Origin of the sequence: Nonomuraea sp. MG754425 (assembly GCF_021699195.1) — a bacterium.
Taxonomy (GTDB): Bacteria; Actinomycetota; Actinomycetes; order Streptosporangiales; family Streptosporangiaceae; genus Nonomuraea.
Genome location: NZ_SSXE01000016.1, coordinates 1 through 16,499 on the forward strand (window position 1 = coordinate 1; position 16,499 = coordinate 16,499).

Below are 16,499 nucleotides of genomic sequence, written 5' to 3' on the forward strand. Positions count from 1 at the left end.
CCCCCAGCCGCACCCCCCCAGCCGCAGTACCCACGGCCGGCGGGCCTGCCCGGCTGTTCTCAAGCGAGCGCACGCCGACGGGCCCGGCCGCGCTGGACTCGCTGCAATCCACGCATGTGCGGTCAGCCACGTAGCGACATTCCCCCCGATGATCGGAAATTTGCATGCGAAAAACGACAAGGTGGGCTGGTGCCACCGTGCTCGCCGCAGCCATGACCGTCCAGCCCACCGCCCTGCCACAAGCGCTGGCGAAGGCCGGCGACCAGCCGGCGACCGGCGTGCGGACGGTCACGCTGGTCACCGGAGACAAGGTGACCGTGACCGGCCCCACGAGCGCGGCGGTCGAGCCGGGCCAGGGCAGGGAGCAGGTCACCTTCCTCACCGACGTGGCAGTGGGACGGCTGCGCGTCTTACCCGACGACGCCGTCCCGCTGGTGCGGGCCGGACGGTTGGATCCCCGGCTGTTCGACGTCACCGGCCTGCTGGAACTCGGGTACGACGACAGCCGCGCGGAACTCCCGCTGATCGTGACCGGCGCCTCCGGCCCCGCGCCGGCCGTCCGCGCGATGAGCGGGTACCGGCCGCTGGGCGCGGTCAAGGGCTTCGCCGTGCGGCAGCGCAGGGACGAGGCCGCGCGGACGTGGCAGGCGCTCGCGGGCGGGACGGGCAAGGTCTGGCTCGACGGACGCCGGCGCGTGGCGCTCGACGTGAGCGTCAAGCAGGTCGGCGCGCCGCAGGCGTGGGAGCGCGGACACACCGGCGACGGCGTCAAGGTGGCGGTGCTCGACACCGGGATCGACGCCACCCATCCCGACCTCGCCGGGCGGGTCGCGGCGCGCGCCGACTTCACCGAGGCCCAGGACGAGCGCGACGTGATCGGCCACGGCACCCACGTGGCCTCGACCATCGCGGGCAGCGGTGTCGCTTCGGACGGCAGGTACCGCGGCGTCGCCCCCGGCGTGACGCTGCTGGACGGCAAGGTGTGCGAGTCCATCTGGTGCGCGGACTCGGCGATCCTGGCGGGCATGCAGTGGGCGGCCGAGCAGGGCGCGAGAGTCGTCAACCTGAGCGTCGGGTCCCCGGACACCCCCGGGATCGACCCGCTGGAGGAGGCCGTGCAGACGCTCAGCGAGCGGCACGGCACCCTGTTCGTGGCGGCGGCCGGCAACGGCGGCACTGATCGCGCGCTCAGCTCTCCCGGCACCGCCGACGCCGCGTTGCAGGTGGGAGCCGTCAGCAAGGCGGGTGAGCAGGCCGCCTTCGCCAGTCGCGGGCCGCGCGCCGGCGACGACGGCCTCAAGCCGGACCTCACCGCCCCCGGCGTGGACATCACCGCGGCCCGTGGCAAGGACAGCCCCGGCGACGGCTCCTACGTCGCGATGTCCGGCACCTCCATGGCCACCCCGCACGTCACCGGCGTCGCGGCGCTGCTGGCCGGGCAGCATCCCGACTGGACGGGCGACATGCTCAAGGCGGTCCTGACGGGTGCCGCCCGGCCGCTGCCGGGGATCGGGGTCTTCGCGCAGGGCGCGGGACTCGTGGACGCCGACCGCGGCACGCGGCAGGCCGTGACGGCCGAGCCGGCCGCGCTGAGTTTCGGGCGGCAGTCGTGGCCGCACGATGACGACCGGCCGGCCACCAGGAAGGTCGTCTATCGCAACCACGGGCGGCAGCCGGTGACCCTGCGCCTGGAGGCGCGTGGCCACGAGGCGTTCAGCGTCGCACCCGCCGCGCTGACCGTCCCCGCGGGCGGGCAGGCCGAGGCCGTCGTCACCGCCGACACCCGGGCCGGGGGGCCCGACGGCTTCGTCGGCGCGCACATCGTCGCGACCGGCGACGGCGACCTGGCCGTCAGCACGCCGGCCGGGGTCGACAAGGAGAAGGAGAGCTACGACCTCACCCTCAGGTTCACCGGCCGGGACGGAGGCCCGGCCGGTGAGGTCTACACGACCCTGTATCCCCTGGACCCCGGCCTGACGCCGATCGACGTGGAGAACGCCGAGGGGCCGGTCACCTTGCGGCTGCCCAAGGGAAAGTGGCTGGTCAGGACGGTCATCCTCGACGACCGGACCAGGACGCTCCTCGTCCACCCGGGCCTCGACCTGGACCGGTCGCAGACCCTCGACGCCGACGCGCGGCTGGGCCGGCCGATCTCGCTGACGCTGCCCCGCGCGGACGCCGTCCCGCTGCAGTCGGAGATCGTCTACCAGTACCGGATGGACGACGGGGCGACGCGTGCCTGGGGCTGGCTCGGCGACTCCTACGAGGGGAGGTTCACCGCTCAACTCGGTCCGGCACGCGTCTATCCGGGCGTGCGGACCAAGGTCGCCGGTCTGTGGGCCGCCGCCCGGGTCGGCAGCCCGTACGCCTATCACCTGACCTGGTTCCGCTCCGGCGGCATGGTCAGCGGGTTCGAGCGGCGCGTGGCGCAGCGCGACCTGGCCGCCGTCCGGTCCGACTACGCCCGCCACCTGCCCGACGCGGAGACCAGCGCGTACGGCCGTGCCTGGCCGCGCGACGGCGCCATCTTCTCCTTCCTGTCGCCCACCACGTTCGCCACGCCGTTCGAGCAGGTGGACTACGTCAACACCGACGACGGCATCCGCTGGCAGCGTCTCCTGTTCGAGTACGGCTCCGACGGCCGGCTCAACCGCTTCGACTCGCCCTTCACGGTGTACCGGCCCGGCCGGACGTACCAGGAAGCGTGGAACCGCGGCGTCTTCTCGCCCGCGCTGCCCTGGGCGGGCGCGGAGGACCAGGACGGCGTCAGCCGGGCCGGCGACGTCATCTCGACCGACCTGCTCATGTACGGCGACGGACGCGGAGCGCTCGGCCTGTCCACCCGGGCCACGCAGCGGACCGCCCTCTACCGTGACGGCGTCCTCGTGGGCGAGCAGCCGGAGACGCGGACGAGCTTCACCGTGCCCGCGGGGGAGGCCGGCTACCGTCTCGTCGTCGAGAGCGAGCGCGGAGCGCCCGCGACGCTGTCCACCCGGGTGTCGGGGGTGTGGACGTTCCGGTCGGGGCGGGTCGCGGGCGGCGCGCCGGCGCGGCTGCCCGTGTCGGTCGTGCGCTTCGGCCCGGTCCTCGACGCCGGGAACTCGGCCCCGTCCGGGCGGCGCTTCACGGTGCCGGTGACCGTGCAGCCGTTGGAGGGCAGCGCCGCCCGTCCCGTCCGGCGGCTGTCGGTGGAGGTCTCCTACGACGACGGTGTCACCTGGACCGAGGCCGAGGTGCGCGGGGCGGCGGCCGTGGTGCGCCATCCGGCCGGCGACGGGTTCGTGTCGCTGCGCGCCCGAGCGGTGGACCGGGCGGGTAACACGGCGGAGCAGACGGTCATCCGGGCCTACCGGATCCGGCCGGCGTGACCCGTCGCGTCGCCTGACGGCCGCGGGTTGACAACGGGCGGCCCGATCCAACACCCTTTCACTATTCGAATAGTGAAAGGGTGTTTTGGTGATCGAGTTCAACCTGGACCGCGGCTCGGGCGTCTCGACGTACCTGCAGCTCGTTCACCAGGTCAGACAGGCGCTGCGGCTCGGCACGCTGCGGCCCGGCGACCAGTTGCCGACCGCCCGCGAGGTGGTCGAGAGCCTGGCCATCAACCCCAACACCGTGCTCAAGGCGTACCGGGAGCTGGAACGCGAAGGGCTGGTCGAGGGGCGGCCGGGGATGGGCACGTTCGTCCGGCAGGGCGTCGCGGGCGCGACGCTCGCCGAGCACACGCGGCTGCGGCGCGGTCTGGAGGCGTGGGTGCGCGAGGCCCGTTCGGCGGGGCTCGATCAGGAGGACCTGCGGGCGCTGTTCAGCGTGGTCCTGGCCGACGCCGCGAAGGAGGGCGCGGCGTGAGGCCCGCGCTGGAGGCGACCGGGCTGGGGGTCCGCCATCGCCGTACCTGGGCGCTGCGCGACTGTTCGCTGTCCGTGCCCGCGGGACGCGTGGCGGCGCTCGTCGGGCCCAACGGCGCGGGCAAGACCACGCTCATGCACGCGGCCGTCGGCCTGCTGCGGCCCGCGCTGGGCAGCGTCCGCGTGGCCGGCGCGGCGGCGTTCGTGGCGCAGGACAAGCCGCTGTACGAGAGCTTCACCGTCGCCGAGATGCTCGCCTTCGGCCGCCGCATGAACACCCGCTGGGACGACGCGGCCGCCGCCGGCCGGCTCGCCGGGCTCGGCATCCCGCTGCGGCGCAGGGTGAGCGGGCTGTCGGGCGGGCAGCAGGCGCAGGTGGCGGTCACGCTGGCGCTGGCCGGCCGGCCCGACCTGCTCGTGCTGGACGAACCGCTGGCCAACCTCGACCCCCTCGCCCGCCACGACGTGATGCGCTCGATCCTGGGGGAGGCCGCCGGCCGGGAGCTGACCGTGCTGCTGTCCTCGCACGTCGTCTCCGACCTGGCGGACACGTGCGACTGGCTGATCGTGCTGAACGGGGGCCGGCTGCAGGTCAGCGGTGACATCGAGGAACTGCTGGATGACCATCTCGTGCTCACCGGGCCGGGCGAGGCGTCGGCGGCGGGGACGCGGGTGGTGGCCGCGAGCCGTACCGGCAGACAGGCCGGCCTGCTGGTGAGAGGCGGGCCGCCGCTCGACCCACGCTGGCGGGCGCGGCGTCCCGGGCTGGACGAGCTCGTCATGGGCTACCTGCGCAGCCCTGACTCGGCGGCGCTGCCGCACCTGACGCGGGCGGGCGCATGATCTGGGTGACGTGGCGTCAGCACCGGGCGCAGATCCTCGTGACGGCGGGCCTCCTGGCGCTGCTGGGGGTGGTGCTGCTGGGTTCGGCGGTGGAGGCGAGCCGGTACGTGGCCGAGCACGCCCCGCCCGGCTGCCCCGGGCCGGCCGTGGCGTGCGGAGACCTCGCGGCGGCGCTCGGGCAGCGCTACGACGCGGTCTACTCGGTGTTCGGCTGGATGCCGCTGGTGGCCCCGGCGCTGATCGGGGCGTTCTGGGGCGCGCCCCTGCTCGGCCGCGAGTACGAGCGCGGCACCCATCGCCTGGCCTGGACCCAGTCCGTGCCCGTGCGGCGGTGGCTGGCGGTCAAACTGTCGGTCCTGGGCGGCGCGGTGGCGGCGGGCGGGCTGCTGCTGTCGCTCATGGTGAGTCTGTGGCGGCCGGTGTTCAGGGAGGGGATCGACTCCACGTTCGGCAACATCGGGGTGTTCAACATGGTCGGGGTGGAGCCGGCGGCGTGGTGGCTGTACGCGTTCGCGCTGGGCACGCTGGCCGGCACCCTGTTCCGGCGTACGCTGCCGGCGATGGCGCTGGTCGTGGCCGGTGTGGCGGTGACGATGTTCACCCTGTTCCAGGTGAGCGACCACTACGCCGAGCCGGTGCGCACCGAGTTGTCCGGCACCGTGCTGCTGGACGACCCCGACGCCCGGCTGGTGCGCGCCGCCTGGGTGGAGCCGTCCGGGCGGGAGGTCGCGGAGCCGGCCCGCAGCGGCTGCCCGCGCGGGGTGGACGTGGGTCGGAGCGCCCGGAGCACCGAGGCGTGGCAGGCGTGCCTGTTCGGCACGGGCTACCGGTACGCGGTCTACCACCATCCGCCGTCCCGGTTCTGGCGCTTCCAGTGGACCGAGGCGGGGATCCTGGCGCTCGCGTCGGCGGCCTTCGGCGGCCTTTCGGTGCGCCGCGTCCTGCGCCGTCCCGGCTGACCGGCTTCATCACGAAACCGGAGATTTCGGACGGGGCGCGTTAAGATCGATCGATGACGGGTCACGACCGAAACGCCTTCATCATCGGGGGCACGGGGCAGATCGGCCGGGCCACGGCCGCCCGGCTCACCGCGGCCGGGTACGCGGTGACCCTCGGGCACCGCCGGCTCCGTCCGGGCCCCGAGCAGCCGGACGGGGTGCAGCCGGACGGGGTGCGGTCGGTCCAGGTCGACCGGGCCGACACGGAGGCGCTGCTCAAGGCCCTCGACGGCCATGATCTGGTGGTGGACACGGTCGCGTTCACCCCGTACCACGGCGCGCAGCTCGCCCGGCTGGCCGGCCGCGTCGGCTCGCTGGTGGTCATCTCGACGGGAGCGGTCTACCAGGCTCCCGGCCTGCCGGTGCCGATCCCGGAGACGTGGCCGACGGTCGAGCGCGACACCCACGACTATCCGGCGGGGAAGGCGGCGCTGGAGCGCCTCCTGCTGGCGACGCCCGGCCTGCCGGTCAGCATCCTGCGGACGGGCGTGCTGCACGGCCCGCACGGCAGGTCGCTGGATCACTGGTCGTTCATCAAGCGGGCGCTGGACAGGCGGCCGCACGTCGTCCTCGCCCACGACGGGCGGAGCCGGTTCCCCACCTCGGCGGTCGCGAACGTCGCCGAGCTGATCCGCCTGTGCGCGCGCGATCCGGCGGCCCGGGTCCTCAACATCGCCGACGACCCGCTGACCGTCGCCGAGATCGGCGCCAGGGTCTTCGCCGTCATGGGCCACGAGGCGGAGATCGTCACCTTCGCGGGCCCGTCGCGTCCGGACGGCCTGGGGTTCCATCCGTGGAATGTGCCGGAGCCGATCGTGTTCAGCATGGACAAGGCCCGTGCCGAGCTCGGATACCGCGACGCGGTCTCCTACGACGACGCGCTGCGCCAGGACGTCGACTGGGCCGTCGCCGCCGTGGCCGGGGCGGGCGGCGACTGGCAGGCCGTCTTCCCCGACCTGATCGTCCGCCACGGCCCCGACGTCTGGTTCCCCTACGCGGCCGAGGACGCCTACGTCGCTACCAGGTGACAGGCATCGCGTGCAGCCCGAAGAACGGGGCATGGTAGGCGAAGGGCAGCTCCTCGAACCCGACCGCCAGGCGCAGCGTCGGTATCCGGGCCAGCAGCGTGCCGTAGGCGATCCGCAGCTCGGCGCGGGCCAGGTTGCGGCCGATGCACTGGTGCACCCCGTGGCCGAAGGCGACATGGTGGTGGGCGGACCGGTGGAGGTCGAACGTGTCGGGGTCGTCGAACGCCCGCGCGTCCCGGTTGGCGGACGCGGCCAGCACCGTCAGGCGGTCACCGGCGCGGATCCGCGCGGCGCCGACCTCCATGTCCTCGGTCGCGACCCGGTCGAAGCTGACCCAGTCCTGCACCGAGTGGAAGCGCAGCGACTCCTCGACCGCACCCGGCAGCAGGCCCGGGTCCGCGCGCAACGCGGCAAGCTGCGCCGGGTGCCGCAGCAGCGTGAGGACGCCCAGGGAGATCGTGTTCGCCGGCGAGTCGTAACCCGCGAGCAGCAGGAGGAAACCGATGTTGATCAGCTCGTCGGCGGTCAGCTCGCCGGTCGGCAGGTGTCTCGCGGCCAGCCGCCGGATCATCCCCTCGTGTGGTGCGCGCTCCGCGTCGCGGATGAGTTCGCGCAGATAGCCGCGCACGTCCCTGGACGCCTGGGCCGCCACGCTCGGATCCATGCTGGTCACCGACAACATCCGCAGCCGTGACTCGAAGAACGCGTGGTCGCCGGCCGGGACGCCGAACAGCTCGCAGAGGACGCGCGCCGCGACCCGGCGCGCGTACGAACCGACGAGGTCGGCGGGCGCCCCGGCCGCCAGCAACTCGTCGATCGCCGTGTCGGCGATCCGCTGGACGGCCGGCCGCATGGCCTCCATCGGACGGACGCCGAGCTCCGAGATCAGCAACCGCCGGAACCGGCTGTGTTCCGGCGGGTCCATGTCGATGAAGAAGCCGTCGTCGGGGCGGTCGTCGTCGGGTCCGCGCGGGCGTTCGGGGCGGCCGGTGTTCGAGCTGATCCTCGGGTCGCCGAGGATCTGCCGCGCCTCGGCGTACCGCGTGACCGCCCAGACCGGTGCGCCGTTGGGCAGGACGGCCCGGACGACCGGCGCGGTGTCCCGCATCCGCCGGTACTCCTCCGGCGGCGCGAACGGGCAGGTCCGCTCCATGGGGAAGGCCGGCGTCAGGTCGGGTTCCAAGTCATTCATCGCGCTTCCCCGTTCGAGCCGGACACCACCCCGGCGATGTAGTCGGAGACGGCGGCGATGGTCGGCTGCGCCCACAGCAGCGTCGTCGGCAGCGAGCACCGGAACCGTTGCTCCAGCCGCCGCCGGACGACCACGGTGAGCACCGAGTCCAGGCCCTGCTCGATCAGCGGCCGGTGCGGTGACAGGTCGGCGGGGGCGAGCCGCATCTCCTTGGCGATCTGCGCGCCGACCTCCTCGATCAGGAATTCGCGCAGTTTCTCCGGCTCCAGGTCGGCGAACGACTCGGTGAGCCGCTCGCCTCCCGCGCCGTTCTCCCCGGGGGCCGGCGTGTCGATCACCGGATACCGCAGCCCCGCCAGCCAGCCGACGACGGCGCCGGTGTCGTCGGTGATCCGTACCTGCGCCGTGTCCGGGTGCTCGCGGTCGAGCAGCACGTCGATGGTCACCGTGTCCGGCGGCTTTCCCAGCGTGACCAGCCGGTCGACATGCGTGACCATGCGCAGCAACGGGTCCCCGGGGAAGACGCTCGGCGCCACCGACATGGCCGCGTCCAGGATGGGCGCCCAGGGCGCGGCACCGGACAGTGCGGGGCCGCACCGCACGCGGGCGCGCAGCGCGCCGTACCCGCGCCGCAGTTCCTCGACGCTCCAGTCGAACCCGGTGTCCGGCACGCCGACGGCGGCCAACCGGCTGATGACCAGGCCGGGGTCCGCCGAGGCGAGCGGCTGCGACCGCGGTGCCGGCGGCTGTCCGGGCGCGTCGGCGATCCGGGCCGTGGCGATCAACTGCCAGGCGCCGTCCGGATCGCCGGCGACACGGGCGGCCAGCCGCAGCTCGGCGTCCTGCCGGACGACCTGGACCTCGCGGCGGTCGGCGGTCAGCAGCGGAGCCGACATCGTCACCTCGCCGAGCTCCTGACGGTCGGCGGCGGCGAAGAACGTCGCCGCGAGCACCGCGGCCGGCACGATCTCCACGCCCTCGATCGCATGGCTGCCGGGATAGGGCCGGGTCTGGTCGTCCAGGACGGTCCGCCACAACCGGACGTCCGTCCCGGCGAGATCGACATGCTCGCCGAGCAGCGTGTGCGTGTCCGGATCGTGGCCGCGGCTGCCGGTGTCGGGGGGCGACGGCGTGCGCCAATGCCTGCGGCGCTGCCAGGGATAGGCCGGGAGCACGACCGGCCCGCCGGCGGGTTGCAGCCGCTGCCAGTCCACGTCGAGACCGGCGCAGTGCGCCGCGGCCACGGCGTTGAGCATCGTTTCCCGGGCGGGCCGGTCGCGGCGCAGCGACGCGCCCACGAAGACGTCGTCGTGCCCGCCCTCGCTCAGCGTCTCCAGCACCGAATGCGTGACGACCGGGTGCGCGGACAGCTCGATGAACGTGCGGTACCCGTCGGCAGCCGCCGCCGCGACCGCGTCGGTCAGGCGCACCGGCCGGCGCAGGTTGGCCGCCCAGTACGCGCCGTCGAACCCGGGCGTCGTCCGTGGGTCGTCCAGCGCCGTCGAGTAGACGGTGATGCCGGGGACGCCGGGCGTCAGGCCGGCCACGGCCGCGATCAGGTCCGTGATGAGGGGGTCCATCTGCGGCCCGTGGAAGGCCACGTCCGAGGCGACCCGGCGGGCCGGAACGCCCTCGTCGAGCCAGCTCGTCAGCACCCCGGCCACGGCGTCCGGCTCACCCGAGACGACCGTGGAGCCGGGCGAGGACGCGATCGCGGCGACCACCCCGGGATGCTCCGCCAGCCGCCGCGCCGTCTCGGCGAACGGAAGCTGCACCATGGCCATCGCGCCCCGGCCCGCGACCCGGCGCAGCAGGCGCGATCGCCGGCAGATCAGCCGGGCGCCGTCCAGGCGGCTCAGCGCTCCGGCCGTCACCGCGGCGGCGATCTCGCCGACCGAGTGGCCGATCACGGCGTGCGGGCGCACCCCGTACTCGCGCCACAGCTCGACCAGGCCGAGCTGCATCGCGAAGATCATGGTCTGGACGTGGTCGACCTCGGTGAGCTCTCCCACGCTGAGCGTCTCGCGCGGCGAGAACCCGATCTCCTCCGCGAACACCGGCTCCAGCTCGTCGATGACGGCGGCGAACGCCGGCTCGGTGGCCAGCAGGTCCCGGCCCATGCCGGCCCACTGCGAGCCGTGCCCGGAGAACACGAACACCGGCCCGGGGCCGGGATCGCCGAGTGGCCGCCCCGTGGCCACCGCGTCGTTCGGGGTGCCGGCCGCCAGGTGACGCAGCCCGGCGGTCAACGCGGCCTCGTCCCGCGCGTTCACCACCGCCCGGTGCGACAGATGGGCCCGGCGCAGCGCGAGCGTGTGCCCGAGGCCCGGCAGCGGCACCGCGCCGACGACGCCGGCGAGGTTGCCCGCGGCCTGCCGCAACGCGGCCCGCGACCGGGCGGACACCGGAAACAGCTTGCCGGCCGGTGCCGTGGCGGGCGCCGGCGCCGCGGGCCCCTGTTCGAGGATCACGTGGGCGACGGTCCCGCCGTAGCCGAAGGCCGAGACGGCGGCACGGCGCGGGTGCGCGGAGCCGGGCCAGGGCGTCGGGGCGTCCACCACGCGCAGACCGGCGCCGGTCCAGTCGACTGCCGGGGTGGGGGTGTCGATCCGGCTCGGCGGCAGTTCGCCGCGCTCCAGCGCCAGGACGGCCTTGACCAGCCCGGCGACGCCGGCGGCGCCTTCGAGGTGGCCGATGTTGGACTTGGCCGAGCCGATCAGGCACGGCTGCTCCGCCGGCCTGCCGGCCCCGTACACGGCGGCCAGCGCGGCGGCCTCGAGAGGGTCGCCGACCGCGGTACCGGTGCCGTGCGCCTCGACGTAGCCGACCGTGCCCGGATCGATCCCGGCCTGCCGCAGCGCGCGGCGCATGACATGCTCCTGCGCCTGGCCGCACGGCGCCATGATGCCGACGGTGTGGCCGTCCTGGTTGACGGCGCTGGCGAGGATGGTGGCGAGCACCCGGTCCCCGTCCCGTACGGCGTCGCCGAGCCGCTTGAGCACGACGACCGCCGCGCCCTCGCCGCGCCCGTACCCGTCGGCGGCGGCGTCGAACGACTTGCTCCGCCCGTCCGGCGCGAGGGTGCCCGCGGCGTCCAGGGTCAGCGTCTCGCCGGGGGACAGGATGAGGTTGACCCCGCCGGCCAGCACCACGTCGGTCTCGCCCGCCCGCAGCGACTGCACGCCCAGGTGGACGGCGACCAGGGACGCCGAGCAGGCCGTGTCCACCGCCATGCTCGGGCCACGCAGGTCGAGTGCGTGCGACACCCGGTTGGCCACCGCGCAGGTGGCGGCACCGATCCCGGTCCACGCCTCGACGTCGGGCAGGTCCTCGAGCAGCCGGTGCCCGTAGTCACCCGTGCACACACCCACGTACACGCCCGTGTCCGTGCCGGCCAGCGCGCCGGGGGAGATCCCGGCGTGCTCCAGGGCCTCCCACGCGGTCTCCATCACCAGGCGCTGCTGCGGATCCATCAGCTCCGCCTCGCGCGGCGAGAGCCCGAAGAACTCCGCGTCGAAGTCCGCCACCCCGCTCAGGAAGTGGCCGCGCGACACCGTGCGGCGGACCGCCGCCATGGAGGACGGGCCGCGCTCGGCGTAGTCCCGCCAGCGCTCGGCGGGCGCGGGCCCGCTCGTGTCCCGTCCCTCGCACAGCAGGTTCCAGTACTCCTGCGCCGAGTCGGCGCCGCCGGGCAGCCGGCAGCCGATCCCGATCACCGCGATCGCTTCGAACGGCCGGTCCATCACGCATCCCTTCCCTGCCGCCGCGACCACGCGGGTGATTCGAGAACCTCCACGACGGCGGCCGAGATGGTCACGCCGGGGCCGTAGGCGAACATCAGCAGATGGTCGCCGGGCCCCAGGTCGCCGCCGCGGACCAGATGCTCCAGGGCGAGAACCTGGTCACTGGCTCCGCAGTGGCCGATGGTCCGGCCGAACTCCCAGACCGAGCGGGACGCCGGGATGCCCAGCCGGTGCTCACAGATCTGATCGGCGATCTCCTGGGAGGTGTTCATGCAGGTCATCCGGGTCACGTCCGACGCCTTGATGCCGGCTTCCGACAGGGCGCGGTCGATCACCTCGACCATCCGTTCGTCCAGCGTCACCAGTACCTTGGTCCCTTCGCCTCCGGCGACCGCGCGGCGCCGGAAGATGTCGTTGTGCGCGGCGAAGTCCACCGCGCGGCCCTCGGTGACGCCGGGCGGGAACAGCGGCTCGGCGCACCGGTGCATCTCCTCGCCCTGCGACACCGACACCGAGCTCACCGAGGCCAGCCGGGCGAATCCCGGCTCGGTGTCGAGCACGACGGCGCTGGCCGCGTCGCCGGCGACGGCCCCGGGCAGCATCCGCCAGCGGTCGACCAGCGGCGTGCCGTAGTTGTCTGCGGCGACCAGCAGCGCCGCCTGACGCCCGGGTGCGGCCCGCAGGTAGCTGGCGGCCAGTTCCAGGGCCGCGAACATGCCGTTGCAGCCCTGCTTGAGCTGGGTCGACAGGACGCCGTCGCCGACCAGATGGCGCTGCACGTACGCCTGCGGCGGCCAGCCCTCCGGACCCTGGTGCCAGGTGGAGGTGTACAGGAGGAGGTCCAGTTCGGTGGGGGAGCGTCCGCTGCGGGCCACCGCGGTGCGCGCCGCCCGTAACGCCATCTCCGGCGCCGGGACGTCACCGGCCACCGCGACGGAGGCGAGCCCGTGCAGCTCGACCTCCTCCGCCGGATACCAGCCCGCCGCCACCGCATGGTGCACGTCCACCGTGTCGGGCAGGTACGAACCGACCCCGCTGATGTACATGTCCGCCGTCTCCATCTCGCCTCCCGGCTCGCTCGAACAGCTCAGACCGGCCCTGCGCAGGCGTACTCCGGCGGGATGTCCAGGATCCGCAGTACGGCGCAGGCCAGGGTGGTGCCGGCGCCGAACCCGACGAGCAGCAGGTGGTCGCCGGGGGCCAGTTCCCCGGAGGCGAGCAGGTGGTCGAGGGCGACGAACTGGTCGCTGACCCCGAGGTGCCCGATGCGGGAGCCGTAGTCCCAGGTGGTGTCGGCCAGGGTCAGCCCGAACCAGTTGACGCCGCGGTGCTCCACGTCGTCCCGGCGCACGTGGGGGAAGGCCACCCGCGCCACGTCGTCGAGCGTGATCTCCGCCTCTTTGAGCGTGCGGTCGGCCAGCTCCATCATCGCCGTCTCGATCGCCAGCATCACCCGGGAGCCGTCACCGTCCAGCAGGCGCCTGCGGAACTCCCGGTTGCGCGCGGCGAAGTCCAGCGGCCGGCCCACGGTCGCGTCCGGGGGGAACATCGGCACGCCGCCGTCGTTGACGGCCTCGGCCTCCGGCAGCACGGTCACGTTGACCGAGCGCAGCTCGGCGAACCCGGTGTCCGTGCTGATCAGCAGCGCGCACCCGGCGTCGCCCATCACGGTGCCCTCGATCATCCGCCACCGGTCGACCAGCGGCGTGCCGTGGTTGTCCGCGCCGACCAGCAGCGCGGTGCCGCCTGGCCGCAGGTACCCGGCGGCGAGCTGCAGCGCGTTGAACAGGCCGCAGCACCCCTGCCGCAGCTCCATCGCCGGGACGTCCCCGCCGACCAGATGCTGCTGCAGGTAGTACTGCGGCTCCCAGCCCTCCGGACCCTGGTGCCAGACGTCGCAGTACAGCATGAGGTCGAGGCCGTGCGGCGACAGGCCGCCCGAGCGCTCGAACGCCTGCCGGGCGGCGCGCAGGCCCAGCTCCGGGGCCGGTGTGTCACCGGCCACCGCCGCGCCGACCAGGCCGAAACGCTCCACCTCGTCGGCCGGATACCGGCCCTCGGCGACGGCCGTCTCGACCGTGACCACGGACGGCAGATGGACGCCGATACTGCGCAAGTACGTGCCGGGAGTGCGCATCTAACCCTTTCTTCAGCAGGGGTGCCGGGTGCTTCACCGGGTGTGCGCTGCCGCGACGGGATGACCGGGGCCGTCGCGGAGCAGCAGCATCGGGTCGTTCAGCTCGTACAGCCCGCACATCGGCGGACAGGGCTCGTAGCCGAGGAGCCGCTGGATGTCCTCGGGGTAGCCGCGCACCACGTCCAGGGGGATGGACAGGTACTGGTTCTCCTCCTGACGGAGGTTGCCGAGGTCGTAGGCGTACGACAGGCCGGTGCGGGGCTCGTCGGACGCGTTGGTGCCGGCCCCGTGGTACGTGCTGCCGAGCCACAGCAGCGCGGAGCCGGCGCGCATCTCGGCCGGCACCGCCTCGTCGGCGCGCGGCCCGCGCTCGTCGTCCCATCGGTGGCTGCCCGGGATCACCCGGGTGGCGCCGTTGCGCGCGGTGAACTCGCTCGCGGCGACCATGACCTGGACCCGGCTCTCCGGGCCCGGATGGGTACGGAGGTGTGCGGTGTCGTCCCGGTGCAGGCCCTGGATCGGCACGCCGGGCTGGATCTGGATCGCCCGCGAGATGCCGAGCTGGACGGTCGGCACGAACTCGATGCGCTGCTCGCCGAGCCACGCCCGCACCGGCCGCTGCAGGAAGTGCCGGGCGCTGCCGAGGAAGTGCGGCTGCCGCATGATCGTGGCCGATCGGGTGGTCCGGCGGACCAGGCCCGGCAGGATCCGGGTCTTCTCGCCCACCAGCCGCCCGTCGCCGTCCGACTGGCGTGCCAGGTCCGGGCCCAGGTCTTCCCACAGGCCGGTGAGCGTGCCGGGATCGAGGAAGTCCTCGATGATGACGGCTCCGGCCGCTTCGAGCGCGTCGATCGCCGCCTCGACCGGGGCCGAGGCGGGCAGGGTGGTCAGGGTCGTCGGCGTGGAATCGGTCATCCCGGCCTCCGAGAGAGGGGTGTGTCGATGTGGTCTGCCAGAGGTGGTCAGCGGGCTCGGGCCGGTCGGCCGAACCACCGCGCGAGGGCGTCGGGCAGCGACGCCTCGTCGGCGGGCGTGCTCCAGGCGACGAAGCCGTCCGGCCGGATCAGCAGGGCGTCCGCCGGAGCCTCGGCGCATGCGGCGGTGACCACGTCGACCCGGTCGGACCACGGCTCGGCGAGCGCGCGCAGCCCGGGACGGCCGCCGAGGTCGAGCAGCAGCGGCCGGCCGGAACGCTGGAGTTCGGCGAGCCGTACGGTGCCGTCGTCCCCCTTCAGCCGCAGGTCGGGGCAGTAGTGACCGACCAGCGGGCCGGTCAGCGACGGGTCGCCCATGTCGTAGCTGATGTGCAGGTCGTCGATGAGGGCGGTCAACCGCCGGTTCGTGTCGTCGTGCAGCAGCAGGTGGGTGAGCAGCCGGCGCAGCGCGTCCACGTGCGGGCCCGGACGCATCAACGCGATGGAGGCGCGCTGGACCTCCAGCGTCTGCGCGCCGACCGGATGCCGTTCCGAGGTATAGGTGTCGAGCAGGTCCTCGTGACAGTGACCGCGTGCGACCGCGGCGAGCTTCCAGCCGAGGTTGATCGCGTCGCCCAGGCCGAGCCGCAGGCCCGGCCCGCTCCACTGCGACTGGACGTGGGCCGCGTCGCCGACGAGCAGGACCCGCCCCTGGCGGTAGGTCGCGGCCTGCCGCTCGTTGTCGGTGAACCGGTTGATCTGGTGGACCTTGGTGACCGTCACCTCGGTGCCGCTGAGCCGGCGCAGCGCCGCCTGGAACTCCTCGAGCGTGATCGGCGCGTCCCGGTTCGCCGGTGGGCCGATGAACTCGAGGGTGATGAACCGGGGCGGTCCCTCCTCGTACACCAGCAGCCCGTTGTCCTTGCGGAACCAGCCGGGCAGGTGGAAGTCGGGGTCGTCGATCTCCGCGAAGGCGCGGTAGCCGGTCGTGATGCCGTCCGTGCCCGGGAACGGGATGCCGGCCAGCTTCCGGACCGTGCTCCGGCCGCCGTCGCAGCCGGCGAGCCAGCCGGCCTCCATCCGGTACGGCCCGTCCGGGCCGTCCACGTCGAGACGCACCCCGTCGCCGTGCTGGGTGAACCCGGTGATCGTGTGGCCGCGCCGTACCTCGACGCCGAGGTCGGCGGCACGCCGGGCCAGGTCCTGCTCCAGCAGTTGCTGGGGCACCAGCAGATCAGGGGATTCCGGACGTAGCACGAACATGGTGGCGAAGTGCCGTGCGCCGGGGAAGGCTTTGGGGTGCAGGCTGTCCGGCTGCCGCTCGCCCAGGGCGATGCGGGCCCGCTGTTCGGGCGTCGGCGGCGAGGGGGTGCCGTCGATCCCGATCATGAGACCGCGACGATCCAGGATGTCGATGGCCCGTCCGGTTATGCCCTCGGCCTTCGGGTGTGTCTCGATGCCGGGCAGTCGTTCGAGCACCACCACCGGTACACCGTGCAGCGCCACCTCGCACGCGAGCATGAGCCCAATCGGACCACCACCAACTACCGCGACCTGTGCCATTCATACCTCTGCTGGGGGCGTGAGCCTGCTCGAGGAATCATCGGACTGCCGACCACGGACCGGCGAGAGTGGCCGGGGTGTGGTCCTGCTTCTCGTGTGTTGGCAGATGTTTCTGTTCAGGTGGTGCCGATGTTAAATCGGATGGTTCAAAGATTGCTAGTGGTGGCATTTTCCTGATTTGTCATGCATAATCCCCTTCGATTGTGATCATCGGCCTGCGGGTGGGAGGTCTC

11 protein-coding genes are annotated in these 16,499 nt (G+C 73.5%); 5 read left to right on the forward strand and 6 right to left on the reverse strand.

Annotated elements, in window-relative coordinates; translation table 11 throughout:
- Positions 1 to 197 precede the first annotated feature (197 nt).
- From FAF44_RS07705 to FAF44_RS07725, 5 genes are all read left to right on the forward strand, one after another.
- Positions 198 to 3,368: a S8 family serine peptidase gene (locus FAF44_RS07705; protein WP_237102340.1), complete on the forward strand. Its 3,171-nt coding sequence runs from the start codon at positions 198 to 200 to the stop codon at positions 3,366 to 3,368.
- 88 nt (positions 3,369 to 3,456) lie between these two features.
- Positions 3,457 to 3,849: a GntR family transcriptional regulator gene (locus FAF44_RS07710; protein WP_237102341.1), complete on the forward strand. Its 393-nt coding sequence runs from the start codon at positions 3,457 to 3,459 to the stop codon at positions 3,847 to 3,849.
- A complete protein-coding gene (locus tag FAF44_RS07715) occupies positions 3,846 to 4,691 on the forward strand; it encodes an ABC transporter ATP-binding protein (RefSeq protein ID WP_237102342.1) in 846 nt (281 codons plus the stop codon). Before FAF44_RS07710 ends, FAF44_RS07715 begins: the two co-directional genes overlap by 4 nt.
- A complete protein-coding gene (locus FAF44_RS07720; RefSeq protein ID WP_237102343.1) occupies positions 4,688 to 5,650 on the forward strand; it encodes an ABC transporter permease in 963 nt (320 codons plus the stop codon). The genes FAF44_RS07715 and FAF44_RS07720 overlap by 4 nt, the downstream gene beginning before the upstream one ends.
- Before the next feature lie 53 nt (positions 5,651 to 5,703).
- Positions 5,704 to 6,717, forward strand: a complete 1,014-nt coding sequence (locus FAF44_RS07725) for an NAD(P)-dependent oxidoreductase (RefSeq protein ID WP_237102344.1) — start codon at positions 5,704 to 5,706, stop codon at positions 6,715 to 6,717.
- Here FAF44_RS07725 and FAF44_RS07730 read toward each other — a convergent pair.
- From FAF44_RS07730 to FAF44_RS07755, 6 genes are read right to left on the reverse strand one after another with little or no spacing between them, the layout of a single operon-like run.
- Positions 6,707 to 7,909 carry a cytochrome P450 gene (locus tag FAF44_RS07730; RefSeq protein WP_237102345.1) on the reverse strand — a complete coding sequence of 401 codons (1,203 nt, stop codon included), beginning with the start codon at positions 7,907 to 7,909 and terminating at the stop codon, positions 6,707 to 6,709. The two genes, FAF44_RS07725 and FAF44_RS07730, sit on opposite strands and share 11 nt — an antisense overlap.
- Positions 7,906 to 11,652: a type I polyketide synthase gene (locus FAF44_RS07735; protein WP_237102346.1), complete on the reverse strand. Its 3,747-nt coding sequence runs from the start codon at positions 11,650 to 11,652 to the stop codon at positions 7,906 to 7,908. Before FAF44_RS07735 ends, FAF44_RS07730 begins: the two co-directional genes overlap by 4 nt.
- Positions 11,652 to 12,713, reverse strand: coding sequence for a ketoacyl-ACP synthase III family protein (locus FAF44_RS07740; RefSeq protein WP_237102347.1), 1,062 nt, complete (start codon positions 12,711 to 12,713; stop codon positions 11,652 to 11,654). The genes FAF44_RS07735 and FAF44_RS07740 overlap by 1 nt, the downstream gene beginning before the upstream one ends.
- 26 nt (positions 12,714 to 12,739) lie before the next feature.
- A complete protein-coding gene (locus FAF44_RS07745) occupies positions 12,740 to 13,789 on the reverse strand; it encodes a ketoacyl-ACP synthase III family protein (protein WP_237102348.1) in 1,050 nt (349 codons plus the stop codon).
- 33 nt (positions 13,790 to 13,822) lie between these two features.
- Entirely contained in the window at positions 13,823 to 14,704 is an 882-nt protein-coding gene (locus FAF44_RS07750; RefSeq protein ID WP_237102349.1) for a phytanoyl-CoA dioxygenase family protein, read from the reverse strand.
- Between the two features lie 47 nt (positions 14,705 to 14,751).
- Positions 14,752 to 16,266 (reverse strand): FAD-dependent monooxygenase, encoded by a 1,515-nt coding sequence (locus FAF44_RS07755; protein WP_272894205.1) that lies wholly within the window; start codon positions 16,264 to 16,266, stop codon positions 14,752 to 14,754.
- Positions 16,267 to 16,499: the final 233 nt, after the last annotated feature.